At 67.7% G+C, this 23,617-nt stretch carries 26 protein-coding genes; 11 read left to right on the top strand and 15 right to left on the bottom strand.

Going from position 1 to position 23,617, the window contains the following annotated elements; genetic code table 11:
• A partial coding sequence (locus HV824_RS26775; RefSeq protein WP_255208358.1) for a hypothetical protein occupies positions 1-1,488 on the top strand: 1,488 nt, incomplete at its 5' end.
• A 77-nt stretch (positions 1,489-1,565) separates the two neighbouring features.
• On the opposite strand, the gene HV824_RS26770 is transcribed toward HV824_RS26775, so the two are convergent.
• The 5 genes from HV824_RS26770 to HV824_RS26750 all read right to left on the bottom strand — a co-directional run bounded on the left by HV824_RS26770 (position 1,566) and on the right by HV824_RS26750 (position 5,138).
• Entirely contained in the window at positions 1,566-1,970 is a 405-nt protein-coding gene (locus tag HV824_RS26770) for a cell envelope biogenesis protein TolA (RefSeq protein WP_176421397.1), read from the bottom strand.
• Positions 1,971-2,137: 167 nt separating this feature from the next.
• On the bottom strand, positions 2,138-3,226 hold the full coding sequence (dapE, locus tag HV824_RS26765) for a succinyl-diaminopimelate desuccinylase (protein WP_176424552.1): 1,089 nt from the start codon (positions 3,224-3,226) through the stop codon (positions 2,138-2,140).
• Between the two features lie 25 nt (positions 3,227-3,251).
• On the bottom strand, positions 3,252-3,881 hold the full coding sequence (locus tag HV824_RS26760; protein ID WP_176424551.1) for a dimethylsulfonioproprionate lyase family protein: 630 nt from the start codon (positions 3,879-3,881) through the stop codon (positions 3,252-3,254).
• A 61-nt stretch (positions 3,882-3,942) separates the two neighbouring features.
• Entirely contained in the window at positions 3,943-4,767 is an 825-nt protein-coding gene (locus HV824_RS26755; protein ID WP_176424550.1) for a 2,3,4,5-tetrahydropyridine-2,6-dicarboxylate N-succinyltransferase, read from the bottom strand.
• Positions 4,768-4,820: 53 nt separating this feature from the next.
• Positions 4,821-5,138, bottom strand: a complete 318-nt coding sequence (locus HV824_RS26750) for a hypothetical protein (protein WP_217917774.1) — start codon at positions 5,136-5,138, stop codon at positions 4,821-4,823.
• Between the two features lie 225 nt (positions 5,139-5,363).
• Between HV824_RS26750 and HV824_RS26745 the strand changes: the two genes are divergently transcribed.
• Together HV824_RS26745 and HV824_RS26740 are read left to right on the top strand one after the other, a co-directional pair.
• Positions 5,364-5,630: a hypothetical protein gene (locus HV824_RS26745; RefSeq protein ID WP_176424549.1), complete on the top strand. Its 267-nt coding sequence runs from the start codon at positions 5,364-5,366 to the stop codon at positions 5,628-5,630.
• Entirely contained in the window at positions 5,611-5,895 is a 285-nt protein-coding gene (locus tag HV824_RS26740) for a hypothetical protein (protein WP_176424548.1), read from the top strand. The genes HV824_RS26745 and HV824_RS26740 overlap by 20 nt, the downstream gene beginning before the upstream one ends.
• A 13-nt stretch (positions 5,896-5,908) precedes the next feature.
• On the opposite strand, the gene HV824_RS26735 is transcribed toward HV824_RS26740, so the two are convergent.
• From HV824_RS26735 to HV824_RS26715, 5 genes are all read right to left on the bottom strand, one after another.
• Entirely contained in the window at positions 5,909-6,187 is a 279-nt protein-coding gene (locus HV824_RS26735; protein ID WP_306465655.1) for a hypothetical protein, read from the bottom strand.
• Positions 6,188-6,333: 146 nt separating this feature from the next.
• Entirely contained in the window at positions 6,334-6,798 is a 465-nt protein-coding gene (locus HV824_RS26730; protein WP_368738109.1) for a hypothetical protein, read from the bottom strand.
• Positions 6,799-7,533: 735 nt separating this feature from the next.
• Positions 7,534-7,770, bottom strand: coding sequence for a SelT/SelW/SelH family protein (locus HV824_RS26725; RefSeq protein WP_238539988.1), 237 nt, complete (start codon positions 7,768-7,770; stop codon positions 7,534-7,536).
• A 432-nt stretch (positions 7,771-8,202) separates the two neighbouring features.
• Positions 8,203-8,781 (bottom strand): MAE_28990/MAE_18760 family HEPN-like nuclease, encoded by a 579-nt coding sequence (locus tag HV824_RS26720; RefSeq protein WP_176424546.1) that lies wholly within the window; start codon positions 8,779-8,781, stop codon positions 8,203-8,205.
• Between the two features lie 103 nt (positions 8,782-8,884).
• A complete protein-coding gene (locus tag HV824_RS26715; protein ID WP_217917773.1) occupies positions 8,885-9,934 on the bottom strand; it encodes a DUF262 domain-containing protein in 1,050 nt (349 codons plus the stop codon).
• 356 nt (positions 9,935-10,290) lie between these two features.
• Between HV824_RS26715 and HV824_RS26710 the strand changes: the two genes are divergently transcribed.
• Together HV824_RS26710 and HV824_RS26705 are read left to right on the top strand one after the other, a co-directional pair.
• Entirely contained in the window at positions 10,291-11,733 is a 1,443-nt protein-coding gene (locus tag HV824_RS26710) for an aminotransferase class I/II-fold pyridoxal phosphate-dependent enzyme (RefSeq protein WP_176424545.1), read from the top strand.
• A gap of 81 nt (positions 11,734-11,814) precedes the next feature.
• Positions 11,815-12,534 carry a glycosyltransferase family 2 protein gene (locus HV824_RS26705; protein WP_163784024.1) on the top strand — a complete coding sequence of 240 codons (720 nt, stop codon included), beginning with the start codon at positions 11,815-11,817 and terminating at the stop codon, positions 12,532-12,534.
• 10 nt (positions 12,535-12,544) lie between these two features.
• Here the strand turns inward: HV824_RS26705 and HV824_RS26700 are convergent, their stop codons facing one another.
• Positions 12,545-14,644 carry a cation:proton antiporter gene (locus tag HV824_RS26700; protein WP_176424544.1) on the bottom strand — a complete coding sequence of 700 codons (2,100 nt, stop codon included), beginning with the start codon at positions 14,642-14,644 and terminating at the stop codon, positions 12,545-12,547.
• 140 nt (positions 14,645-14,784) lie between these two features.
• Positions 14,785-15,234: a hypothetical protein gene (locus HV824_RS26695; RefSeq protein WP_255208357.1), complete on the bottom strand. Its 450-nt coding sequence runs from the start codon at positions 15,232-15,234 to the stop codon at positions 14,785-14,787.
• Positions 15,235-15,620: 386 nt separating this feature from the next.
• On the opposite strand from HV824_RS26695, the gene HV824_RS26690 reads away from it, so the two are divergent.
• The 3 genes from HV824_RS26690 to HV824_RS26680 all read left to right on the top strand — a co-directional run bounded on the left by HV824_RS26690 (position 15,621) and on the right by HV824_RS26680 (position 19,470).
• Positions 15,621-17,531 (top strand): hypothetical protein, encoded by a 1,911-nt coding sequence (locus HV824_RS26690; protein ID WP_176424543.1) that lies wholly within the window; start codon positions 15,621-15,623, stop codon positions 17,529-17,531.
• 186 nt (positions 17,532-17,717) lie between these two features.
• Positions 17,718-18,269 carry a hypothetical protein gene (locus HV824_RS26685; protein ID WP_176424542.1) on the top strand — a complete coding sequence of 184 codons (552 nt, stop codon included), beginning with the start codon at positions 17,718-17,720 and terminating at the stop codon, positions 18,267-18,269.
• Positions 18,270-18,435: 166 nt separating this feature from the next.
• Positions 18,436-19,470: a rod shape-determining protein gene (locus HV824_RS26680; protein WP_120598366.1), complete on the top strand. Its 1,035-nt coding sequence runs from the start codon at positions 18,436-18,438 to the stop codon at positions 19,468-19,470.
• Between the two features lie 57 nt (positions 19,471-19,527).
• Here HV824_RS26680 and HV824_RS26675 read toward each other — a convergent pair whose 3' ends face one another.
• Entirely contained in the window at positions 19,528-20,256 is a 729-nt protein-coding gene (locus HV824_RS26675; RefSeq protein ID WP_176415763.1) for a glutathione S-transferase family protein, read from the bottom strand.
• A 240-nt stretch (positions 20,257-20,496) separates the two neighbouring features.
• Between HV824_RS26675 and HV824_RS26670 the strand changes: the two genes are divergently transcribed.
• From HV824_RS26670 to HV824_RS26660, 3 genes are all read left to right on the top strand, one after another.
• Positions 20,497-20,802, top strand: coding sequence for a DUF378 domain-containing protein (locus HV824_RS26670; protein WP_176415764.1), 306 nt, complete (start codon positions 20,497-20,499; stop codon positions 20,800-20,802).
• Positions 20,803-20,934: 132 nt separating this feature from the next.
• Positions 20,935-21,852 (top strand): hypothetical protein, encoded by a 918-nt coding sequence (locus HV824_RS26665; RefSeq protein WP_176415765.1) that lies wholly within the window; start codon positions 20,935-20,937, stop codon positions 21,850-21,852.
• A gap of 81 nt (positions 21,853-21,933) precedes the next feature.
• Complete coding sequence (locus tag HV824_RS26660; RefSeq protein ID WP_176415766.1) at positions 21,934-22,341, top strand: hypothetical protein; 408 nt, start codon at positions 21,934-21,936, stop codon at positions 22,339-22,341.
• Positions 22,342-22,384: 43 nt separating this feature from the next.
• Here HV824_RS26660 and HV824_RS26655 read toward each other — a convergent pair whose 3' ends face one another.
• Positions 22,385-22,735, bottom strand: a complete 351-nt coding sequence (locus HV824_RS26655; protein WP_176415767.1) for a VOC family protein — start codon at positions 22,733-22,735, stop codon at positions 22,385-22,387.
• Between the two features lie 3 nt (positions 22,736-22,738).
• Positions 22,739-23,470, bottom strand: a complete 732-nt coding sequence (locus tag HV824_RS26650; RefSeq protein WP_176424541.1) for a helix-turn-helix domain-containing protein — start codon at positions 23,468-23,470, stop codon at positions 22,739-22,741.
• Positions 23,471-23,617 lie beyond the last annotated feature (147 nt).

The raw sequence follows: 23,617 nt of genomic DNA, 5'->3' as shown, positions 1-23,617 counted from the left end.
GCGGGGTTGGGGATGGGCTGCGGCGGAGGAAGCACGGGCGAGCTCCCCGGAGACGAGCGCTGTACGGAGGAGCCCACGGGGGACTGCGTCGCGCCCCCCGAGGAGGCCCCTGGTCCGGAGGCGCCTCCGGAAGAGCGGCCGCCCGGCGTGCCACCGCCACCACCGCGGCCGCCACCGCCACCACCGGGGCCAGGCAGCACGCTGTGGCTGCAGCGCGAGGGCACGCCCCAGGACGACCTGGCGCTGGGCGCTGCGGTGGATGCCAGTGGCGACCTCCTCACGCTGTCGCTTCATGACATCGATGACCTGGACAGCCTGCAGCCCACGGATGACCGGGCGAAGCTGGTGCTGACGCGGCGCGCGCCCACGGGCGAGACGCGCTGGCAGAAGGCCTTCGACGTGAGGGCCCCGGAGGCGCCACTGGAGCTGCGCGCGTTCGTCCGGGGCCGCATCGCCGCGGACCCGGCGGGCGGCATCGTCATCGCCGGCACCACGGAGGGCGTCCTGGACCTCCTCGGCCACAAGCTGGGGGACGGCACCTTCGTGGTCCGGATGGACGCGGACGGCAACGTCCTGTGGGCGAACACGCCCGCGGGCACCGGCCTCGCGGTGGCGGACCTGGCGGTGGACGCCCAGGGACGGGCGCTGGCGGCCTTCAACGCGCCGGGTGGCACGGACTTCGGCAACGGCGTCACCGGCGCTGGCGCGGTGGTGGTGACGTACTCGCGTGAAGGCGTGGCCGAAGCCGCCCTGTCCGTGGGCCAGCCCCAGGGGGGCGGGCGCGTGGCGCTCACGGCGCTGGCGGTGGATGGCGCCGGGCGCATGGCGGTGGGCGGCCAGTACGAGGGCACGGTGCGCTTCGGCGGCCAGCAGGTGGGCGCCACCGAGGCCGGCAGCCCCTTTGTCGCGCTCTACCAGGGTGGCGCGCTGACGTGGACCAAGGCCCTGCGGCAGGCACGCGGCACCGTGCGCGATGTGGCGATGGACGGCGAGGGCACCGTGGTGGCCGCGGGCCCCTTCCTGGGCACCGTGGGCTGGGGCGACGCGCAGGTGCCGGGGCATGCGTTCCGGGAGACCCCCTTCGTCGTCTCCGCCAAGGCGGACGGACAGGAGACCTGGGCCAAGGGCCTGGGGGACGGGGTCCAGGTGGACGCGCTCGCGCTGGCGCCCGCTGGGGAGCTGATGGTGGCGGGCTTCACCTACAACCGCATCGAGGACGGCGTGGCGGGCAAGGACGGCATGGGCTCGGCGCAGCCGGTGGCTCTGCGATACGACGCGGCGGGGACGTCGCTTCTCACGACGATGTTCCTGTCGGACCCACCCCTGCCGCGAGGCGAGCTGTATGGCCTGGAAGCCATTTCTTCCATGGGTGTGCTGCCCGACGGGGATGTCTTCCTCTTCGGCCACACGGACCGCGAGACGGACTTCGGCACCGGACGCCAGGGCTCCGCGCGGGGCGATGTCTTCCTGCTGCGACTGAAGCGCTGAGCGGCGACTTCCGGAAATGCCAAGGGCCATGGGTGTCCAGCCCCCATGGCCCCGAAGTGCATGTCCGCGTCAGGGTCTCAGCGGCGCGTGGTGCGCCGGGCCGACGACTTCCGGGCGCCCGCGCGCGTGGTGGTCCGCTTCGTCGCGGCGGCGCGCGTCCCCGTCTTGCGGGCGGTCCGTCCCGCCGTCCCCGTCTTCCGCGTGGTGGCCTTGCGCGCGCCGCGGCCGGTGGCACGGGTCGCGGACTTGCGCGTGGTGGACTTGCGGGTGGCCGTCTTCCCGCGCGCCGCCGCCGTCTTCTTCGCGCGCGGAGCCCCGCGCTTGGTGGTGGCCTTGCGCGCGGACTTCCGCGTGCTGCCCGTGCGTGAAGCGCTCTTGCGCTTCGTGGCGGTGCGGCGCCGCGGCGTGGGCGAAAGGCCCGCCTCCGCCGGGGAGGGAGAGACATCGTCGGTAATCTGCGGATTGACGGACTCGTTCGTCATTCAGTCGGCTCCGGTTGAGGAAGACTGCAGGCGATGCATGAGCAGGGTACGCCCACGCACGCCAGGACGTGTGCGGTGAAGGCACGCAGATGAACGACAGCGGACGAATGACGTGCACCGCGCGCGGGCCTCATGCCCTGGAGGGCATGTCCCGCGACGAGTCCTCGTCAGCTCGCGCCCTTCAGGAAGGCCGCGAGCTTCTCGTACGCGTCCGCGAGCGGAGGGATGGGCGCGCTCTCGTTGGCCTGATGCGCCTGGGACGTCTCACCGGGCCCGAAGTTGATGGCATCCACGCCCCACTCGCCGAAGCGCGCCACGTCCGTCCAGGCCTGCTTGGAGGCCGCGGGCAGTCCGGTGAGCGCCATCAGCTTCTGGAACAGCGGGTTGCCCGCCACCACCGGGCCGCTGGGCGACGCATCGGTGAACTCCACCTCGGCCCGCCCGGCGACGAGCGCGTGCACGTCCGCCTTCGCCTGCTCAATGCTCTTGCCCGGCGCGAAGCGGTAGTTGAGGTTCAGCTCGAAGGCCTCGGGGATGACGTTGCGCGCGCGGCCCCCCTTGGCGAGCGTGGCGTTGATGACCTCGTAGAACGGGAAGCCAGCGACGTCGACCTCCACGCGCTGACGCCCGAGCAGCTCCGCGAGCAGCGGCCCCGCCTTGTGGATGGCGTTCTCCCCCTGCCAGGGCCGCGCGGAGTGCGCGCTGCGGCCGGTGAAGCGCACCGTCACCTGCATGGAGCCGACGCAGCCCACCTGCACCACGCTGTCGGTGGGCTCCATGGCGATGCCGAACCGCACCTTCGCCAGGTCCGGCCGCTTCTCGTACAGCGGGATGAGGCCGCTCTCGGCGTAGGCGCCCTCCTCGCGCTCATAGAAGAGGAAGGCCAGATTCACCGGCAGCGTGTCGCGGCGCAGGTCCTCCGCGAGCGCCATCATCACCGCCAGGCCGCCCTTCATGTCCGAGGCGCCCAGCCCGAAGATGCGCTCACCCTCGATGCGCGCCTCACGGCCCGCGTCGCTGGGGTGCGCGGGCACCGTGTCCAGGTGACCGATGAGGGCCACCGTGGGGCGCGCATCCTCCAGCTTGCCGAGCAGCAGCGTGTGGCCGACCCGGAACACCTCCTCCCGAGGGAAGTGCCGGAGCGCCCAGCGCTCCACATGGTCGGCGATGGGCCCCTCCTGGGTGATGGGGCTGGAGATGCGGCACAGCTCGAGCGTGGTGCGAGCCAGCCGCGTGGCGAGGTCGATGGAAGCCATACGCCTTCCACCATAGCGCCGGGCGTCAGCCGTCCGCGAACGCTTCCTCGAAGTGCGTCACGCCCTCCAGGACGGAGGCGCACAGACACGCCGGCCCCTCCGTCAGCGCCGTGAAGCCATGCGCGCTGCCGTCCGTCTTCTCCAACTCCTCGCCGGGCCAGACCTCGTGCCCGTCGTCCTCGCGGAAGCCACCCTCCAGCACCAGGTTCCACTCGCGGCCGTGGTGCGTGTGCCGGGGGTAGCGCACCCCGGGGTGGAGCCGGAGGATGGCGGCCATCGTCCCTTCGCGCGCGGGCCCCGTCTCCACCGGCATCAGCTCCGAGCCCTCCACCGGTCCGGGCATCCACGCGGCCGGGTCGCTCACGGCGTCCAGCAGCGCCAGCGCCCGCTCGCGAGACAGGTCGAAGAAGGCTGCCACCCGGTCCGCGAAGCGGGCGAGCCGCCCCGGGCCCTCCATCTGGTCCATCAACCGGGACAACACCTCAGGGGGCGGCACCACCAGCGACGCCAGCGCCGCGTGCGTGGACACCAGCCGGTCCGCCGCCTCACGGCACCTCGCGCACTCCGCGAGGTGCTGCTCGACGGCCGCCCGGGCCGGGGCCTCCAGCAGCCCCAGTGCCCATTCGGGCAGGATGTCGTCCAGATGGTGCGCCATCGTCCCGTTCCGTGCCGTCACACGCCTACTACGGCGCGCGAGGGCTGCTGGATTTCAACCATTACACCGCCACCGCGAAGTCGCGCAGCGCGGCGTTGAGGCTGGTCTTCTGGTCGGTGGACTTCGTCCGCTGACCGATGATGAGCGCGCACGGCACCATGTACTTGCCGGCCGGGAACTGCTTCTCACGCATGCCGGGAATCACCACGCTGCGCGCGGGGACGCGGCCCTTGAAGACGCGCTCCTCGGGGCCGGTGACGTCGATGATGGGCGTGGACGCGGTGAGCACCACGTTGGCGCCCAGCACCGCCTCCTCCTCCACCACCACGCCCTCCACGACGATGGAGCGGCTGCCCAGGAAGGCGCCGTCCTCGATGATGACGGGCGAGGCGGAAGGCGGCTCCAGCACCCCGCCCAGCCCCACGCCGCCGGACAGGTGGACGTGCTTGCCCACCTGGGCGCAGCTGCCCACCGTGGCCCACGTGTCCACCATGGTGCCCGCGCCCACGCGCGCGCCGATGTTCACGTAGCCCGGCATCACCACCGCGCCCTTCTCCACGAAGGCGCCGTAGCGCACCGTGCCCGGGGGCACCACGCGCACGCCCGCCGCCTCCAGGCCCTTCTTCAGCGGCACCTTGTCGTGGAACTCGAAGGGGCCCACCTCCATCACCTGCATCTCCGACACCGCGAAGAACAGGAGGATGGCCTCCTTCACCCAGGCGTTCACCTTCCAGCCGTCCACGCCCTTCTCCGCCACGCGGAGCTCACCCGAGTCCAGCCGCGCCAGCGTCTCGCGCACGGCGGCCACGTGGGCCGCGTCCTTCAACAACGTCCGGTCCGCGAACGCGGCGGACACCCTCTGGGACAGCTCTTCGATAGAGGCCATGGCGCCTCCTTGAAGCACAAAACCCCGCGCCGCGCCGCACCTGGTTGAAGGGCTCAGGCGGGAGTGGACGCCTCGTCCCGTTCAGCCAGCGGCAGGGTCTGCGTGGGAATCTCCGCGTGTGCGCCCTTGTCCGCCGCCACCACCCGGCCCGGCAACTGCCCCTCCAGGAACACCGAGTCCCGGGAGACATGCCGCACGCGGGACAGCGAGAACTCCGTCCACCGCCGGCTGAAGGGCCAGCGCCGCGCGTAGAGGTGCTCGCGGCCAATGAGGGCCACGTAGCCCAGCATCGCCCCGCTTTCGTCCCGGACCCGCAGTCCACTGGTGAGGGAGCGCCGCTCGTAGGGCGACGCGACTGTCGGCCACGCCATGGGTGTCACCTCCTGTGCCCCAAAGCTGGGTGTCCCACGCCGTGTCCGGGAGCGGTCCGATGGTGCCGGATTCCCGCTCGGCCGCCTGGTCCGCGCAACACTTGAATCTTCCCGGGTTTCTTGGGTTTTCAGCAACCTTCGGGTCGGGCATCGGACACTCGTGAGACGCTTGTCTCATCCCCCCGTCCCCTCATGGAGGGCGCATGAGCGCTTCCCCGTGCGCTCGTGACGCTCCAGACGGTGGCGGCGGACTTCGCGCGGGTGACTCATCCGCCCATGGTGCGACAGGCGTCGGGCTGGATCGCCTGCCACGACACCGCGCACAGCCGCCTCGTCACGGTGAGCGACAACGGGCTGGAGACGTTCCAAGCCCTGCGCGCCGCGGGCTTCCTGTCACCGGAGTCCGGCTCCTTCCTATCGCGCCTCGCCACCTCGGACCTGTCGGCTCACCGCCGTGGAAGCGCGGCAGCCCATGGCGCGGCCCGACGGTGACCACCGATGCCCCCCCCCCTTCCTCGGCTATCTCCAGCTCAAGGGGAAGGTGAAGGCCGTCTTCAACGACGACAGGGTGCGCGGCGGCGTGTACCGCTTCGCGCAGAACGTGGGCCTCCTGGGCGGCGTGGACTACCAGAACCACTTCGTGGAGGCGCGCGTGGCCACCGAGGACTTCTTCACCTCGCCGCTGGACCCGGCCGCGCTGAAGGCCGCGGGCAAGAGCCGGAATGACCGTCCGGCGTTGACGTACATCAAGCGATAGGCCAGGCGCGCCATCAGCGCTGAATCGCCAGGATGCGCCATCCCCGGGTGTCCACCGCGTAGGTGGCGCCCGCGTCGTTGATGGCGCCTTCCTGTTCGCAGGCGCCCGGGCTGAGCGTGAAGCGGACGAACTGGATGCCCTCTGGCCCGGGAATGGTCGTCACGTCGAACGACTCTCGCTGATACATGCAGACTTCGTCTGCCGTGGCGCCTCGGTGGGGCTTGATGTCGCGGGGCCGGAAGTCATCCATGGCGAGCTCAATCGCCGCGGCGACGGGGCCCGGGACTCGCATCAGCCCCTGCTTCTCCTCTTCGGATAGCGCGAATGGAAAGGTGACCTTCGCGGCCTCCTCAGGTGGAGCCCGCACTGGACGGAAGGGACGCTGGAGCAGTGAGCACCCCGAGAGAGCAACGCAACATGCCAGCCATGCCAAGCGGTTCATGGTTCTACCTTGGTCACGATTCCGAAGGGCTTGTCTTCGGGAAGGATGTACCCGACCAACTTCCACCGTTGCTCTTCTCTCGCGAAGACCTCGCCGGGCCGGCTCTCCCCCACGTAAGGAATGAGCTTCATGACGCGACACGCGGTGTCGAACGGGATTCGCAACAACCAACGCTGACTGTGACTCCACAAGTCCCGGTCAGACATTGGCGACGGCTGCCAAGGGTGGCTGTGGTAGTCCGCGATGATGGAGGCGCGCCCTCGCTCGTCGACCACGAAGCGCGGCGAATGGCACTGCTTGCGCGTCTCCGGGTACATCAGGATGGTCTTCCCGAGCGGCGAGCCATGGCTCGCATAGTAGACACCGTTGACGCTGTAGATGGCCCCACAGTACTCCTGGCCATAGGCTCCTGCGCTGGCGCGAGGCAGCTTCATGATGGCAGGGCACAACTGGTCAATCACCTCATCCACGTCCTGTGATGGGCGTATTTCCTCCCACGGCCACGGACCCAGACGTCCCCTGCGCGGCGTCCGTAGAAAGTGCCGTCCCCTTTCCGCGTGTACCAGTCGCCGCTACTACACGCGGACATCATCACAAGAAGCATCCCGGCCCAACGCTTCATCACAATCTCTCCCATATGCTGGCCGGCTCCCATCCTACTCCACCAACCCCATCCTACTCCACCGGCACTTGCCTGCTCTCCCGCCTCGCCGAGATGTTGACACGCACGTCTGCTGATAGGCGGCAAGCCGGCTAGTGACGACGGGTACATCATCCACAAATCTGCCAAATTCACCGGCATCACTTTGGCGGCCGGATTCATTGGAAGCTCAGAGGGACTATTCGGAATAGTGATTGGCCTCCTTATAGGTGCAGTTTTCGGATGGAGCGGTGCTGGCATTATCAATGGAGCCAGCCTCCTCTTCAGTCCTTCTTCCAAGCAGAGAAATATTTCAAGGACCGGCACCGGCGAGACGGAGAACATTCACGACTTCATGCGCCGACGCGACGCGGAGCAAGCCGCAGCAGATGCACAGCCGCGTCTGGGTTTGCCCCGGCTCCGAGACATTCGAGATATGAAGGAAAGGACGTCCGCTGTCGGCAAAGGGCACGAATCAGAAGAGGGCGCGTCGTGAGGCCAGCCAGCACCTCACTCGCACCCGGCATCGCCCGAAACAACCGAGGCAACCTGCCCGCTACCGCCCCAGCACCTTCGCCACCGCGTCCACCACCTCGTGGTCCGTGGGGAATGCGAGCGACGCCTTCCGGATGACGACCTTGCCATCCACGGCGACCTCGTAGCTGCCCGAAGGGCCCGGCAACAGCTCCGCCTCTACCTCCAGCTCATCCTTCAATGCGGCCGCCGCACGGGCGGCCCGAGGCCTGTAGCCTCAAGCAGTACAGTAGGTAATCGTCACCTTCGGGTCGGCCATGGCCATCCTCCTCACGTGAGCACAACACTGGGAATGCGCGCTCCATGCTCCAGATTTAGCGCGCATTATCGCAACACACCAACCGACAAGACAACATACCGCAACAAGCCGCCTTGATACCTAGCCGCCAGAAACCGCCATTGAGAATGAACCCAAAGTCCCAACATATTCTACGCCAAACACAGAATGGCAACAGAGACAAAACCCCTCCACCGCCCCTTCCACCAATATTAAGGGCCACTCATAAGGGCCACTCACAATTTACCTAACCCTGAAAGGCGTTCCCACTTCCGAAAAATCGGCCCTCATGCACAAAAATCGGCCAAGCAATTTCTGATCGAGCCCTAACCCACATTTCAAAACCGCACAGCCAGGACATCAAACAACACCAAGACCCCATCAAAACCCAGGGCAATGGAAAGCAAAACATAATTACCTTCGATACCCCGCCCCACTCAAATACACATCCCCGGCCTGATTCACATGAAGAACAATCTCCTCAGTCGCCTCAACCATACGAAAAACATCATGCATAATCTTCCCCCGACCGAACCTAACTGGACTCACCTCGCCATGGGCAAGCTTGTTTCTACATTCAGACAAATCTTTCAACACAAGCCTATGCCTCGGATGCGGAACATGAGGACCATCAAACCCAAACACGCGCCAAATGGTCTCCAGGTGCTCTGCCTTGATCGTCTTCCCATCCAAGGGAAGCACTGCCCCATTAAACACTGCCTGAGTAGACGACAAAATCTCCTCAAACATATCAACACGACGCAGCCATGCATCCAACCCACTGACATGACGCAGCGCATCAAGATGTGAGAACATCAAAAGCGAGCATGTACTAAGTCGCAAATCCCGAACTAATTGACCACGCAGATTGAGTTCCTGAACAAGTGCGGCAAGAGTATCTTTTACATAGCGTTCAAGAGCGGCTGCGACCCAAATATAGGCAGATGCTTTAGCCTCCGCCGCCGCGTCACGCAAACTCACATCGCTTGACACGGAATGAGTGTCCGACTTTCGGAGTCCGCTGAGCACCCGGTCAACATTCTCGCTGAACTCCTTCAGCGGAGGGTCTAGAAGTGTAGACATAATTCCAAACCAACTAACTTTTTCCAGACAGAAGCTCTGTCGCCCGATCAATTCGACTCTTAAGCATGCTCGGGGTGTTGGTCCCCTTCGTACTCGCCTGCACCAACTCAGGGTCGTCAAGCCAACCCTTTTTGGGCCTCCTGACAGGCTTTCCAGACTTAATCAGACGCCCAGCCCCGACCATAATGGCTTCAAACTGATTCAGCGGCGTCGAGTGATATCCACTGCGCAGAATTGGTCCATCCTGAATCGCAGCAAGCTCGCCAACAACCTTCAGAAAGAACTCCCTATTCCTATCTACATCGAATTTGCTTGAAGCATCCTGCATATACTCGGTGAGGAAGTTTTTCACATCACCATCGAACTGATCAACTCTCTCAAGGTATGCAAAGAATTTAAGAACCAACTCCTCTCGAGTTCCGTCATCCTGGCGCTTCTTTTGCAATTTAACCAATTTTGAATAATTCGAATCCGCTGCCAATTTCGTCAAAAAACGCGCAAATCCGCCTCGATATATACATGCGCGCACTTCCTGAGGGGTCAGAGCCACGCCACCCGTATTCAGGCGCTCAAACAATTCGAATCGAACTTTTCGATCGCTCTTATCAGAGAGCGCGGTCACTCGAAGCGAACGCTTCGTAAACGCAAGCTGAATTGGCGTTGGCAGGTCCGCATATGTCTTATTTCGAAAGGTAGTGAGAGTCGACAACTCCTCAGAAAGACGCAAGGGTGAGCTTTTCTTGATCTCAGCCAAAAGCTCTGGCGGGTCTGCAATAAAATGCATCAATGTCGAAATGCGCTGAAGTCCATCGACGAGCTCCCATGACCCATCTTCATTTGTAGCAACGAAAATGCTGGGAACAGGTAGCCCGAGAAAAAGGGACTCAATAAGTCGTGACTCATCGTTCTCACTCCACCGAAACTTGCGCTGATATGCCGGCGCTCGAACAAGTTCCTTTTCGGATGCCATCCTCACCAATTCACGGACTGTCAAATCATAATGATCAACGTCAACACGCCTACGCTGTTTATCGAGTTGCTGCTGTAGATTTGGAGTGCTCATTACACGCTTTCGAACGAGGACTACGGAATGACACCAGACGTTTCGTACTAGGGCAATTGTAAGTAGATGATTTGCGAACCCAGCAAACCATGTCAAGCCTTCCGTCCTGAGCTTGACAAAGTGACCCTTCGGCGAGCGTCAAGCACCAACCATGGTAAGATGACCTCTCCGAGGTGGCCGATTACGTGACTTGGCTGAAGCTGGTTAGATCACTTGATCAGGTAGTTACGTCGCATTTGATCTCGCATCCCCTGCCTGCTCACTCGCCCCCTTTTACCAAGGGAACTCCGCACACCCGGTAACAGACGAAGGGACCATTCCGCCCTCGCACCGGCACGGCTACGTTCCGCCGCACCATGACGGACTTCCGAGCGCGAATCGCCGCCGCCTACGACGCTGACGCCTTCCGCCGGGAGTCCCACCGGCTGATGGACATGCTCGCCGACTACCTCGCGCGCACCACCCGCGCCGAAGGCCCCGTGCTCCCCTGGGCCGCCCCCGCGGTGAACGTGGACCGCTTCGCCGTGGCCTTCCCCGAAGCCCCCACGGGGGACTTCGCCGACCTCATCACCCGCGTGCTCTCCAGCTCCAACCACCTGCACCACCCGCGCTACGTGGGCCACCAGGTGACGGCCCCCGTGCCGCTGGCCGCCCTGTGCGACGCGGTGTCCTCCCTGCTCAACAACGGCATGGCCGTGTACGAGATGGGCCCCGTCTCCACCGCCATGGAGCGCAACGTCCTGCGCTGGATGGCCGCGCGGCTCGGCCTGCCCGAAACGACAGATGGCGTGCTCACCTCCGGCGGCTCCCTGGGCAACCTCACCGCGCTGCTCGCCGCGCGGCAAGCCAAGGCAGGGTACGACGCGTGGAACGGCGGAGCCCACGCCGGCCCGCCCCTCACCGTGCTCACCGCCCAGACGACGCACTACAGCCTCGCCCGCGCCACGCGCATCATGGGCTTTGGCGAAGGCGGCGTGACGCCCGTCCCCGTGGATGAACACTTCCGCCTGCGCCCCGAGGCGCTCGACGCCGCGCTCGAGTCCGCCACGCGCGCGGGACGCAAGCCCATCGCCGTGGTCGCCAGCGCCGGCTCCACCGCCACCGGCGCCTTCGACCCGCTGGAGCCCGTGGCCGACTTCTGCGAGCGCCACGGCCTGTGGCTCCACGTCGACGGCGCACACGGCGCCTCCGCCGTGCTCAGCCCCGCCCACCGGCACCTGGTGCGCGGCATCGACCGGGCGGACTCCGTGGTGTGGGACGCCCACAAGGGACTGCTGATGCCCGCGCTGGTGACGGCCGTCCTCTTCCGCGACGGCGCCCGCTCCTTCGAGTCCTTCTCCCAGGAGGCCAGCTACATCTTCCACGGCGACGCGGAGCGCCCCTGGAGCGACATCGCCCTGCGCACCCTGGAGTGCACCAAGGAGATGATGGCCCTCAAGGTGTACGCCTGCCTCGCCGTGCTGGGCACCCGGCTCTTCTCCGACGCGGTGACGGAGTCCTACGAGCAGACCCGCCGCTTCGCCGAGCGCCTCTCCGCCGCCAGCGACTTCGAAATCGCCGTGCCGCCCGAGTGCAACATCCTCTGCTTCCGCCACACCCCCGCGCACGTCCCCGCCGAGCAGTGGGACGCCCTCCAGACGAAGCTGCGCGAGCGCCTGGTGACACGCGGAGATTTCTACCTGGTGCAGACAAAGCTGCCCCGAGGCGTCTATCTCCGTGTCACCCTCATCAACCCGCTCACCACCGACGCGGACCTGGACGCCCTCATGGACGCGCTCCGGGCCGCGGCGCTCCGCTGAACGCCGCGCGCCACCCGGCCCACACGTCCCGTGTCAGAAGGTCGCCCCATGACGCAAAATGCGGTACAGCCGCAAAACGCCATGCTCGTCTCACTTGTCATCCCCGTCTACAACGAGATTCCCACCCTCGCCGAACTGCTGCGCCGCTGCGTCGCCGTCGACTTCCCCAAGGAGCTCGTCCTCATCGACGACTGCTCCAAGGACGGCAGCCGTGAGTTCCTGCGCCAGCTTCAGGAGCAGGGGGTGGGCCTGTTGGGCGGCACCCCGCGCAACCGCAACGAGGTGCGCGTCCTCTTCCAGGAGGAGAACCAGGGCAAGGGCGCGGCGCTGCGGCGCGGCTTCACCGAGGCCACGGGTGACATCATCATCGTCCAGGACGCGGACCTGGAATACGACCCGCGCGACATCCCCAACGTCATCCAGCCCATCCTCGACGGGGACGCGGACGTCGTCTTCGGCAGCCGCTTCACCGGCACGCCTCGGCGCGTCCTCTATTACTGGCACACCGTGCTGAACAACGTGCTCACCACGCTGTCCAACATGACCAGCGGCCTGAACCTCACCGACATGGAGACCTGCTACAAGGCCTTCCGCGCCGAGGTGCTGCGCTCCGTGCAGGTGGAGGAGGACCGCTTCGGCTTCGAGCCGGAAATCACCGCCAAGGTGGCCCGCGGCCGCTGGCGCGTCTTCGAGGTGCCCATCAGCTACCACGGGCGCACCTACGAAGAGGGCAAGAAGATTGGCTGGAAGGACGGCGTGCGCGCCCTCTACGCCATCGCCAAGTACAGCGTGAAGCGGTAGTCCCCCTCCCTCACGCCTGGACGCCCGTCGGCTCCGGCGTCGAGGCGGGCGCCGGCACACCGGTGAGCAGGCTCTTGGCCGCCTCCACCGCGTCGTGCGTGCCCGTCAGCGCCAGCACGTCACCGGGCTGCAGCACCTCCTGCGCGGACGGCACGGACACGCTCGAGTCCCCGCGCCGGATGGCCAGCACCGTGGCCCCCGTGAGGCCTCGGAGGTTCACCTCGGCCAGCGTCTTCCCCGCCGCGGGGCTGGAGACCTCCAGCCGCACCGGCACGGGCTCGCCCAGGCCCGGGAGCACCTTGGAGACGTGGTCCAGCGCGTGCTCGTCCGCGCCGGGCTCGCGCGAGTGGGACTGCGCCGCCAGCGCCTCCACGATGACCTGCGCGCCCGCGCGGACGTGGCCGTGCAGGTTGGTGGCGCCCCGCCAGAACGTCACGCCCAGCGCGCCAATCAACGCCAGCACGACGAGGGGGCCCATGGCGCCCCGGAGGAAGGGCTGCGTAATGGCCACCACCGGCACGCTCACCAGCAGGATGATGCCCAGCTGCAGCGTCACCAGCAGCACGCGCCGGGGCGCCGCCGCCAGGTCCACGCGCCCGTCCTTGCGCCCGGGAAGCGCCGCCTCCGCCAGCTCCTCGCCCAGCCGGCGCGCCACCTGCACCACGCCCACCAGGAACGGGATGGAGAGCAGCACCGCGCCGCCCAGGATGAGGTACCGGGACAGGCTCTCATCGATGCCCAGCTGCTGCTCGATGATGGAGGCCAGCTTGCCCGCCATCAGCGACGTGCCAATCACCAGGACAATCAACAGCACCGCGTCCAGCACCAGCAGCCGCGCCAGCCGCCGCACCGCGGCCCCGAACGTCTGGCGCCGGGGCGCGTCCCGCAGCCGCTCCACCCAGGTGCCGTACAACGTCACGAACGTCTGCAGCGGCTTGGGCAGCTTGCGGTCCACGTAGCTGGCCACCGGCCCCGACGCGCGAATCAAGAGCGGCGTGGTGAGCGTCGTAATCGCGGAGACGGCCACCGCCACCGGGTAGATGAAGTTGCCCGTGGCCTTCAGCGTCAGGCCCAGGCCGGCGATGATGAAGGAGAACTCGCCAATCTGCGCCAGGCTCATGCCCGCCTGCACGGAGGTGCGGGTGCTGTTGCCGGTGAGGAACGCGCCCAGCGCCACGCTGAGAATCTTGCCGGTGATGACGACCCCGGTGAGCACCAGGATGGCGGCCCAGTGCTCCGCGACGAGCACCGGGTTGATGAGCATGCCCACCGACACGAAGAAGATGGCCGCGAAGATGTCCTTCACCGGCTGCACCAGGTGCTCCACCACCTTCTCCTCGCCGGACTCCGCCACCAGCGAGCCCGCCAGGAAGGCGCCCAGCGCCACCGAGTAGCCGAAGGCCTGCGCCAGCAGCGCCACCGCGAAGCAGATGCCCACGCTGGCCACCAGCGTCGTCTCCGGTCGGTTGAGCTTCACCACGTAGCGCACCGCGCGGGGGATGGTGAACAACCCCACCACCACCAGCCCGACGAGGAACGCCACCAGGCGGCCGGTGGTGAGGGACAGCTCGCCCAGCGACAGGCCCGTGCCCGTGGACACGGCCGTCAGCGTGGCCATGAGGAGGACGGCGATGAGGTCCTCGACGATGAGCACCCCCACCACCAGTTCCCGCAGCCGGCCCCGGATGTTCTGCTCGTCGAAGGCCTTGGCGATGATGGTGGTGCTGGAGATGGCGATGAGCGCCCCCGTGAAGAGGCTCTCCAGGGTGGTCCACCCGAAGGCGCGCCCCACCACGAAGCCCAGCCAGATCATGATGCTGCACTGGATGACGGCGGTGACCCCCGCCGTGGGGCCTACGGCGAACAGCTTGCGGAGGCTGAACTCCAACCCCAGCGAGAACATCAGGAGGATGACGCCCAGCTCCGACAGCGTCGTCACCACCTCCGGGTCGGCGACGAGCGGAATCGGCAGGTACGGGCCGACGACGAGGCCGGCCAGGATGTAGCCCAGCACCACGGGCTGGCGAAGCTTCTGGAAGAGGACCGTCGTCACGGCCGCGACGCACAGGACGACGGCAATGGCTTGGAGGACCTCGTGGGCTCCATGCATCGATACACCTCGAAAGAACAAACCCAGCGGAAGATTGAGGTTCGGACCGGCCCGGCGGCGTGCGTCGGACCGCGCATCATGCGGGAGGAAGCGAACGGAGGCAGGCAGCTGGCCCGCCGGCCCGACTCCGAGCGCCGTCGTCAGCCGAGCGCGGGAGGCCCGCGCAACGACTGGGTGACGAGCGTTGGCCGGTCACCAGCGTTGCCTCCTGGCACCGTCAGGGCCACGGAGCGCAGCAGCCGGACGGTGTCGGAGGCAACGGCCCGCCGCCGTTCTCGAGCCTGACGGTGGGCCTCATGGAAGCCCGGCTGGAAGGGCTCTCGTTCCCGCCCCAAGGACGGCTTCGCCTTCGCCCCGGCCGGGGCGCTCAGCACCGCGGCCCAGGTGTCGCTCCCCACCCCGGCCAGGCTCCCACAGCGCCACTGCCGGGTGCGCCTGCCCACGAAGGCCGCGCCGCCCCGGTCCACCCACGCGCCGCTGCCCTCGGAGGGCCCGTACACGGCGTGGGCCTCCGCGGCCACCACCAGTCCCAGCGTGTTGATCCACGGCACGGACGCAAGCGCCGTGCCCAGGGCAAAGGCCAGCAGCATTCCGCGCGCGCGTCGCCCGGGTCGGGATAGCGGAGCTGTCGGGCCGGCGGAGCACATCCGCTTCTCCTGTATTACGCGGGTGCCACCCAGTAAAGCGCTCCCCTACGGCGGGAAAACGCCCATCCAGCGCTCGGCGGCCCGCTTTCTGCCGCGCCGACGAAACTCTTCGCCTCATTTCCTGAGAATCCCCGCAGCCCTCACACAGTACCGCTCTTCCTAAAGGGCAGGAGCCGTCCATGCCTGCTTTCAAGACGCGGCGCTGCTGAGGGCCCCGGCTGGCCCGCCACAAGGCCCCAGCCGGCACCACACCCCTGATGCGCGCACGCGCCGCGTCCCGCCCCCGCGAGACGACCCACGGCCGTGACAGCTGGAGAAGGAAGCCCCCCATGGGAATCGGAAAACTGATTGGTGGAGCGGCGGACGCGGCGAAGCGGGCCGCTGAGGCCGCGGCGAAGCGTGCGGCGGAGGCGGCCCGGCGCGCGGCGGAGGCGGCGGCGCGCAGGGCCGCGGAGGCCGCGGAGGCCGCGGCCGCCAAGGCGCAGGAGGCCAAGGAGAAGGTCTCCAACGTGGCCCAGGAGCGGACCCGGGACGTCTTCGAGGGCGCCAAGGACAAGGCCGGTGACGTCGTGGGCGGCGTGGCCAACGCGACGCAGAACGTCGTCGAGGGCGCCAAGGACAAGGCCGGCGACGTCGTGGGTGGCGTGGCCAACGTCACCAAGAAGGCCGTGGGCGGCGTGGCCAACACGACGCAGAACGTCGTCGAGGGAACCAAGGACCGGGTGCAGGACGCGGCGGGCAACGTGCGCAACGCCGCCGGTGACGTGTTCGAGGCGAGCCGCACCGCGGCCTCCGTCACCGCGAACGGGCTGGGCAATGTCCTCCAGGAGACGGTGAACCGGGCCGGCCCGGTGCTGGACAAGGCCACCGACGTCGCCGCGGACGGGCTGGACTTCGCGGGCCGGGCCATCCAGGACGCGCCCACGCTCAACCCCCTGCAGGGCATCGGCAACGACATCATCGGCGGGGTGCTCCAGGGCACGGCCGACGTGGTGCGCGACCCGGTGGACACGGCCCGGGCCATTGGCGACGCGGTCAACCTCAACCGGCAGGTGGACCAGCTCAAGCCGGGTGAGAGCACCTCCATCAGCCTCTACGCGGAGGCCAACGGCGCCACGCTGGCCGGCAAGGTGAAGGGCACCCTGGGCGTCAGCCGCAGTGAGGAGGAAGACGGCGGCTACACGGTGTCCGTCACCGGCGAGGTGGGCGCGGGCGTCGCCGCCAAGCTGGGCGCCAAGGGCGCGGCGGACGTGGGCGCCGAGGCCTTCGGCACCGCCGGCGCCACGGTGGAGTTCCAGTTCGACACCGCCGAGGAGGCCAAGCGCGCCACCCGCATCATCGCGGCCTCCACCGCCACCGCGGGCGCCACCGCCAGCAACCCCGTGCTGGGCGCGGGCGTGAATCAGGTCCTTGGAGATCCGCTGTCGGACCTGGCGGGCCTGACGGAGAACATGAGCGCCGTGGAGTTCAAGCTGGGCGCCGAGGCCAGCGTCAACGCCGAGCTGGGCATGAAGGGCCTGCCAGAGGCCATCAGCGCGGGCGCCGGAGCGGGTGCCGGAATCAACCAGAGCACCACGGCCCGCATCGAAATGGAGGGCGGCAAGCCCCAGAAGCTGACCCTCAAGCAGAGCCTGGAAATCAACGGCAACGCCAGCGCGTCCGCGGGCGTGGGCATCCCCACTGGCGGCGGGGACTCCGTGTCCCTGCCCACCAACGCGTCCGCGGGCGTTTCCGGCTCGCTCGGGGTGGAGCTGGAGCAGAGCGTGGAGCTGCCCGAGGGCTTCAACCCGACCGACTTCATCAAGGACCCGAAGGGCACCGCCCGCGAGCTGGGCGCCAGCGTGCGTGACACCCAGGAGGCCAAGCTGACACTGACCGACTCGCGTCAGGCCAACGCGTCCGCGCTGGGCCTGGGCGGCGCGACGGGCCGCGAGGTGAAGGCGGAGATCAGCGGCAACATCAACGACATCGCCACCAGCGGCGCCTTCGGCAGCATCGCCCGGGGCGACGTGGGCCAGGCGCTGGAGCAGCTCAAGGACAAGGTCGACATCAAGGCCACCGTCCAGGACAAGCACAAGGTCACCGGTGACCTGGGCGTGGGCATCCACGCGGGCGTGGGCGGCGGCGAGGTGGGCATCTCCACCGAGCGCACCTACGCGGGCGAGGAGCAGGACCTCACCGCGGCGCAGCTCGCCGAGCTGTACCTCACGCAGCGCTGGTCGGCCGGCATCCCGGGCTGAGCCTGCGCCTTCGGGAGCCCGCCCGCCCTGGGCGGGCTCCTGGGCCTGTGGGCCCGTGTCGTCCGGGTTGGATTCCCGGCCATGGGGACAGGCACACCGTCCGCCATGGCACAGCCGAGGCAGGCGGCCAGCACTGGCCTGCGGGGCAGGAGTGCCCCTTTTGCGGGGCGGACTTAGCTTTCCGAAGTGCTTTCAAGATTCCTCGTCTACGGGTGTGTGGGTTGGGTGCTCGAGGTGATGTTCACCGGCACGGGCGCCGCGCTGAAGAAGGACCGGAACGCCACGGCGCGCACCTACCTGTGGATGCACCCCATCTACGGAGGCACGGCCCTGGCGCTGGAGGAGGTCTCCGCCCGGCTCAAGCCCCTGCCCCGGCCGCTGCGGGCGCTGGCCTACACGGGGCTCATCTTCGGCGCCGAGTACGGCACGGGGTGGCTGCTCAAGCGCCTGCTCGGCCGCTGCCCGTGGGACTACGCGCCGCACAAGTGGAGCGTGCACGGCCTCATCCGGCTGGATTACGCCCCGGCCTGGTTCCTTACCGCCCTGCTGTTCGAGCCCGTCCGTGACACGCTGCTCCACGTCACCAGCGAGGCCCTGCGCCAGACGCCGGAGTACCGCGACGCGGAGGCCCAGGGGGCGCTGCCGCCCACGACGCTCCCCGAGGAGAAGCCGCTGGAGGCGGGCCTGGTGGCGGCGCGCTTCGAGTCAGCGCAGGCCGAGCCCGCGCCCATTCCCTGAGAGCCGGGAGCGCGCCTGAGTCCGCTGGCCGACTGCCCCCCAGCCGGATGTGAAAGCCGCTACCGGCTTTTCTTCCTCCGTGCTGCGTCGCGTAGTACCTTGGCCTGCCTCTGCCCCCGCGATGACGGGGAAATTCCGCCGCCTCCCCGAAAGTTCCCGCCCCCGTATGTTTGACTGGCTTCACACCCTCTTCTCGCGTGACCTCGCCATCGACCTCGGCACGGCGAACACGCTCATCTACATCCGAGGCCAGGGCATCGTCTCCAACGAGCCCTCGGTGGTGGCCGTCCAGCATGACTCGCGCGGGGGCAAGAAGGTCCTCGCGGTGGGCAAGGAAGCCAAGGAGATGCTCGGGCGCACCCCGGGCAACATCGTGGCCATCCGTCCGATGAAGGACGGCGTCATCGCGGACTTCGAAATCACGGCCGCGATGCTGCGCTACTTCATCCAGAGCGCGCACAACCGCAAGACGCTCGTCAACCCGCGCATCATCATCGGCATCCCCTCCGGCATCACCGAGGTGGAGCGCCGCGCGGTGCGCGAGGCGGCGGCCAACGCGGGCGCCCGCGAGGTCTACCTCATTGAGCAGCCCATGGCGGCGGCCATTGGCGCGGGCCTCCCGGTGACGGAGCCCAGCGGCAACATGATTGTGGACATTGGCGGTGGCACGTCCGACGTCGCGGTCATCAGCCTGGCCGGCATCGTGTTCGCCAAGAGCGTGCGCATCGGCGGCGACAAGCTGGACGAGGCCATCATCCAGTACGTCAAGCGCAAGTACAACCTGCTCATCGGTGAGCGCACGGCGGAGCTCATCAAGATGGGCATCGGCACCGCGTACCCGACGGACGAGGTCATGACCATGGAGATCAAGGGTCGCGACCTGGTGGCCGGCGTGCCGCGCACGCTGACGGTGTCCAGTGACGAAGTGCGTGACGCGCTGGCGGAGCCCGTCAACGGCATCGTCGAGGCGGTGAAGCTCACGCTGGAGCGCACCCCGCCCGAGCTCGCCGGCGACATCGCCGACCGCGGCATCGTGCTGGCGGGTGGCGGCGCGCTGCTGAAGAACCTGGACACGCTGCTGCGCGAGGAGACGGGCCTGCCCGTGTTCCTGGCCGAGGACCCGCTGTCCGCCGTCGTGATTGGCGCGGGCAAGGCGCTGGAGTCGCTCGACATCCTCCGGCAGGTCTGCCAGCCGGGCTGAGCGTTCGGGCTTCGGCTCCACGGCGCCACCTCTCACGAGGCTGGCGCCGTTTCGCTTTCAGCGGTGCCTGGCATAGAGGCCGTCCCGCCACTCGAGCAGGTCCGGGAAACGGGAGGCGAGCGCCGCGTCGCTCCACATCGCGCGCGTCCCCGGGCCCAGGGGAAGGTGGCGGTCGTCCACCGGCCGCACGAACTGGAGCATCACCGCGGCCGTGACGTCCGCGTAGCTGAAGCGCGACAGCAGGTAGGGCCGGCCGCCCAGGGCCGCGCGCAGGCGCTCCAGCGTGGGGATGACCTTGTCATGGACGGCGGCGTCGATGTCCGCGGGCGTCTGGTGCTTGCGGGCCACGAAGCGCGCGCCCAGCCTCGCGGCCGGCGCGAACACCGACCGGAGCCCCTCTGGCAGGAACGAGGGGAGGCTCTCCATCTGGGCCTGACGACTCTCCAGCAACGCCGCCACCACCTTGACGCGCGCCGCGGAGAGTCCCTGGTCGCTGTCGTCATCCCAGCGCTGAATCACCGGGAGCTCCGCTGCGGGGAAGAGGGGCTCCCCCTGCCCCAGCTCCTCCGCGCGCCGCGCGATGACGAACGAGCCGGGGAAGGCCTCACCCTCTTCGATGAGCAGCGGCACGGCGGGCCGGGCGCCACGCGGCGTGCGCCAGCGCAGCAGCGGCTCACCGATGAGCGGCAGGTGCTCGCGGTAGCGGTAGGCCACGCGGTGGTGGTCCAACGCCCAGCGGGCCTTCTCCGTCCAGGGCGAGTAGCTGATTCCATAGAGTGTGCGCATACCGCCCGGGACAGTACGCCCGTGCGCCTGTGCCACTCCAGCGTGTGACGACGGTGGACACCGTGCGCGCATGCCCGAGCGACTGGCGGACCCCTCCCCTCGCTGAGCCGCACGACAGTCGAAGCACCGAGCCGGACAATCAATGCCGGTGGAGTAGCCAGGACGCGCCGGAGCAACACCTTATCCGGGAGGCATCACCCACCTGCACGAGTGGAACACACCTAGCCAAGGATACGAGCCATGGAACGAGCGGACGCGGACCGAACCAGAGGAGGGATCGCCAAGGCGGTGGCCGTCCTGGCCATCATCGGCGCCATCAACTGGGGCCTGGTTGGCTTCTTCAATTGGAACCTCGTGAACGCGCTCTTCGGCGGCGATACACGAACAGCGATGAGCGCGCTCAGCCGGCTCATCTACTCCATCGTGGGTCTGTCGGGCATCGCGCTGGCACTCACCTTCCCGTGGAAGAAGAGCCTGGGAGCCACCACGACCACCACGCCGAGAACGGACATGGGGATTCACCGCCGAACCGAAGTGCGTCCCTGACGCAGGCAGGCCCGCTGTCCTCACGGGCCCCTGAGTCCAGCTCGGGTGATACGTTCGGCGACCTACAACGCAGCGGTTCCGCCTCGGCCCACCCATCCCGGGCCGGGGCCGCCGCACGAGGAAGCTGTCGCCATGTCTGGAATCCCCGATGCCGAGTTCCTTCAGGACGCCTTCATCCAGGAGGGCGTCAGCCCGGCCCCTGGCGTGGTCATCGCCGCGTGCACCGTGGGCGATGACGAAGACGCGCCCAAGAACCGCGTAGGCGTCCGACGAGACGGCGAATGGCTGGACTTCGGCCTCTCCAACGAGGCCATCCTGTCGGTGGACGCCGCTCCGGGCGGAGAGGCCTACGTCCTGGGGGAGAACGGCACCGTCGTCCGCTTCGATTGGAAGACGCCCAGGACGCGGGATGCGCTCCGCGAATCGCGCAAGCCCTTCGCCAACGGAGCGGTCCACGACAAGGGGCCCCTGCGCCGCCTGCGCGTGCTCGGCGGAGACGTGCTCTGCGCCGGCTCCGTGGGCCAGGTGTACTGCCTGGACGGCGAGCGCTTCGACTCCCTTCCGCCCCTGACGGTGGACGGAGAGCCCGTCACCATCGAGGACCTCGCCGGCAACAGCCGCGAGGACTTCATCGCGGTGGCCTCCGATGGCTACGCCGCCCACTTCAATGGCAGCACGTGGCGGATACTGGCGCTGCCAATCCACACGGAGCTGATCGCCATCTGCAAGCTGGCACAGGGCTACGCCATCTGCGGGAAGAGCGGAGCCGTGATGACGGGCAGCGAGGACGAATGGAGCGACCTCACGCCGGTCGACGGGGACCGTGACTACTGGGGCATCGCGGCGCACCAGGGGACGCTCTACGTCGCGCATCTGGCCGGCATCGACCATGCGTCCGGCCAGACGCTGCGCCCCCTGAAGCTCTCAGGAGGAACATCGTTGCAGTTCACCGTGCTGCGGAGCGCGTCCGACGGCGTCTGGTCCTTCGCGGACCACACCATCGGACGGATTCACGACGGCCAGTGGCACACGGTGACCTGCGGGCCCTGAATCGCTGAGAATTTCCCGCTTTCACGAGAAGGCACCCCCTGGATAGTCTGATGAACAGCAACCATCCTAGAGGGGGCATTCATGGGACTCGCTGAACGTCGCATCGTGAAGGACTTCGAGACCAACATCTTCCCGGACCTGAAGAAGCAGATTGATGAGGCCGCGGGCTTCGATGTCCCCGTCGAAGTGAAGTGGGACACGCTCACCAAGAGCGACCAGTACTCGGGAGCCTGGGTTGCCTCCTGGCCGAAAATCTACTTCCAGCCCATCATCAACGCCTTCAAGAACATCTGCGTGGATGACATGGGCAAGGAAGCGCTGGCGGGCGGCCTGAAGAAAGTCATCATTCAGGACGCGAAGGACAGCTACAGCTCCGACTGGGCCATCTTCGAGGGTGGAACCCTCACGCTGGACCACCAGTTCTGCAACGCCGATGACGTGGACGACCGGACCCACACGCTGCAGAAGACGCTCGAAAAGGCGCTCTGAGCCGCGTTGCTGTACGCGGGCGGCCTGGGCGCTCCCAGGCCGCTCACTTCGTCTCGAGCACGGCCAGCACGTTGCCCGAAGGGTCCTTGAACCAGGCGATGGGCGGCCCCATGTCACCGCGGACGATGCCCTTCGCATCCGCGTCGAAGCCGTCATACCGCTCCAAGCGCACGCCTCGGCGGGTGAGCGCATCCACCGCCTTGTCGATGTCCGCCATGGGGAAGTTGAGAATCGTGAACGACGCCGGGGTGTGGTTGTCCTTGGGGTAGACGAGGATGTCCACGCCGCCCGCGAGGTGCGGCGGCAACATGCCGTCCGACTCGGACGTCTTCAGGCCCAGCGCCTCGCCGTGGAATTTCCGGGCCGCCGCCACGTCGCGCACCGAGGGAGTCATCCATCACATCGGATGGAACTGCTCGATGGTGATTTCCTCCACCAGCGCATCCTGGGGAGCGCCGAAGCTGGTGAGCGTGGTGTACCAGTGGGTCGTCACGCCATCCCGGGTGAAGGTCAAGGGCACCAGCACCGAGCCGGCGTTGGCGGGCCGCAGCGCGGTCAACGCCTCGACACCTGGCTGCGCCAGGACGCGGGACAGGACTGACGCTACGGGTGAGCGGGGGCCTCGCATGCGCACGCCCTCCCGCAGCCGGTGGAGCAGATACCCCGCGATCTCCTCCCAGTTGCCAATGGCCGAGCGCACGGGCCCGGGCACGAAGACGAGGTCCATCAGGTTGACGTGCCCCAGCGCCTCACGCGTCTGCCCCATCATCGCGAGCGCGCCCGGGTTCGCATCGAGCACCGTCGAGGTCGAATCCACCACGATGGCGGGATACGGCTCATGCGACGCGAGGATGAGCCCCGCGGCCCGCCGGACCTCCGCCAGCTCCGCGCTGTGCCAGCCGCGCTCGCCGAATTGAGGCGCGAACCCCGCCGCCACCAGCAGGGCGTTGCGGTCCCGCAGGCCCAGCCCCAGGGCTTCCGCCAGCCGCAGCACCATGTCCTGACTGGCTCCGGAGCGGCCCGACTCCAGGAACGACAGGTGGCGCGCCGATACCTGCGCCTCCAGCGACAGGGCCAGCTGGCTCTTGCCGCGCAGCGTCCTCCATTCCTTGAGCAGGGGTCCAATCATCGCCGTGTCCCTTTCCGAGCCCAGACTGCCCCAGAGCGTGACGCGGGACGATGACCTTCGAGGTAATTGAGAACCTTCCCCGCCAGGAACACTGTGCTCCCGTTCCCACCCACCCGGAGAGCCCAGATGATGCCCCACCTGCTTCGC

The organism is Myxococcus sp. AM009 (assembly GCF_013372605.1).
GTDB lineage: Bacteria > Myxococcota > Myxococcia > Myxococcales > Myxococcaceae > Myxococcus > Myxococcus vastator.
The sequence above is the reverse complement of the archived record's forward strand: the minus strand, read 5'-3'. Positions and strand labels throughout refer to the sequence as shown.

Coding starts and splice junctions, on each gene's coding strand:
- HV824_RS26770 (WP_176421397.1), bottom strand. CDS start 1,970: ATGACGAACGAGTCCGTCAATCCGCAGATTACCGACGATGTCTCTCCC.
- dapE (WP_176424552.1), bottom strand. CDS start 3,226: ATGGCTTCCATCGACCTCGCCACGCGGCTGGCTCGCACCACGCTCGAG.
- HV824_RS26760 (WP_176424551.1), bottom strand. CDS start 3,881: ATGGCGCACCATCTGGACGACATCCTGCCCGAATGGGCACTGGGGCTG.
- HV824_RS26755 (WP_176424550.1), bottom strand. CDS start 4,767: ATGGCCTCTATCGAAGAGCTGTCCCAGAGGGTGTCCGCCGCGTTCGCG.
- HV824_RS26750 (WP_217917774.1), bottom strand. CDS start 5,138: ATGGCGTGGCCGACAGTCGCGTCGCCCTACGAGCGGCGCTCCCTCACC.
- HV824_RS26740 (WP_176424548.1), top strand. CDS start 5,611: ATGGCGCGGCCCGACGGTGACCACCGATGCCCCCCCCCCTTCCTCGGC.
- HV824_RS26735 (WP_306465655.1), bottom strand. CDS start 6,187: ATGCGAGTCCCGGGCCCCGTCGCCGCGGCGATTGAGCTCGCCATGGAT.
- HV824_RS26715 (WP_217917773.1), bottom strand. CDS start 9,934: ATGAGCACTCCAAATCTACAGCAGCAACTCGATAAACAGCGTAGGCGT.
- HV824_RS26710 (WP_176424545.1), top strand. CDS start 10,291: ATGACGGACTTCCGAGCGCGAATCGCCGCCGCCTACGACGCTGACGCC.
- HV824_RS26705 (WP_163784024.1), top strand. CDS start 11,815: ATGCTCGTCTCACTTGTCATCCCCGTCTACAACGAGATTCCCACCCTC.
- HV824_RS26700 (WP_176424544.1), bottom strand. CDS start 14,644: ATGCATGGAGCCCACGAGGTCCTCCAAGCCATTGCCGTCGTCCTGTGC.
- HV824_RS26695 (WP_255208357.1), bottom strand. CDS start 15,234: ATGCTGCTGGCCTTTGCCCTGGGCACGGCGCTTGCGTCCGTGCCGTGG.
- HV824_RS26690 (WP_176424543.1), top strand. CDS start 15,621: ATGGGAATCGGAAAACTGATTGGTGGAGCGGCGGACGCGGCGAAGCGG.
- HV824_RS26680 (WP_120598366.1), top strand. CDS start 18,436: ATGTTTGACTGGCTTCACACCCTCTTCTCGCGTGACCTCGCCATCGAC.
- HV824_RS26675 (WP_176415763.1), bottom strand. CDS start 20,256: ATGCGCACACTCTATGGAATCAGCTACTCGCCCTGGACGGAGAAGGCC.
- HV824_RS26670 (WP_176415764.1), top strand. CDS start 20,497: ATGGAACGAGCGGACGCGGACCGAACCAGAGGAGGGATCGCCAAGGCG.
- HV824_RS26665 (WP_176415765.1), top strand. CDS start 20,935: ATGTCTGGAATCCCCGATGCCGAGTTCCTTCAGGACGCCTTCATCCAG.
- HV824_RS26660 (WP_176415766.1), top strand. CDS start 21,934: ATGGGACTCGCTGAACGTCGCATCGTGAAGGACTTCGAGACCAACATC.
- HV824_RS26655 (WP_176415767.1), bottom strand. CDS start 22,735: ATGACTCCCTCGGTGCGCGACGTGGCGGCGGCCCGGAAATTCCACGGC.
- HV824_RS26650 (WP_176424541.1), bottom strand. CDS start 23,470: ATGATTGGACCCCTGCTCAAGGAATGGAGGACGCTGCGCGGCAAGAGC.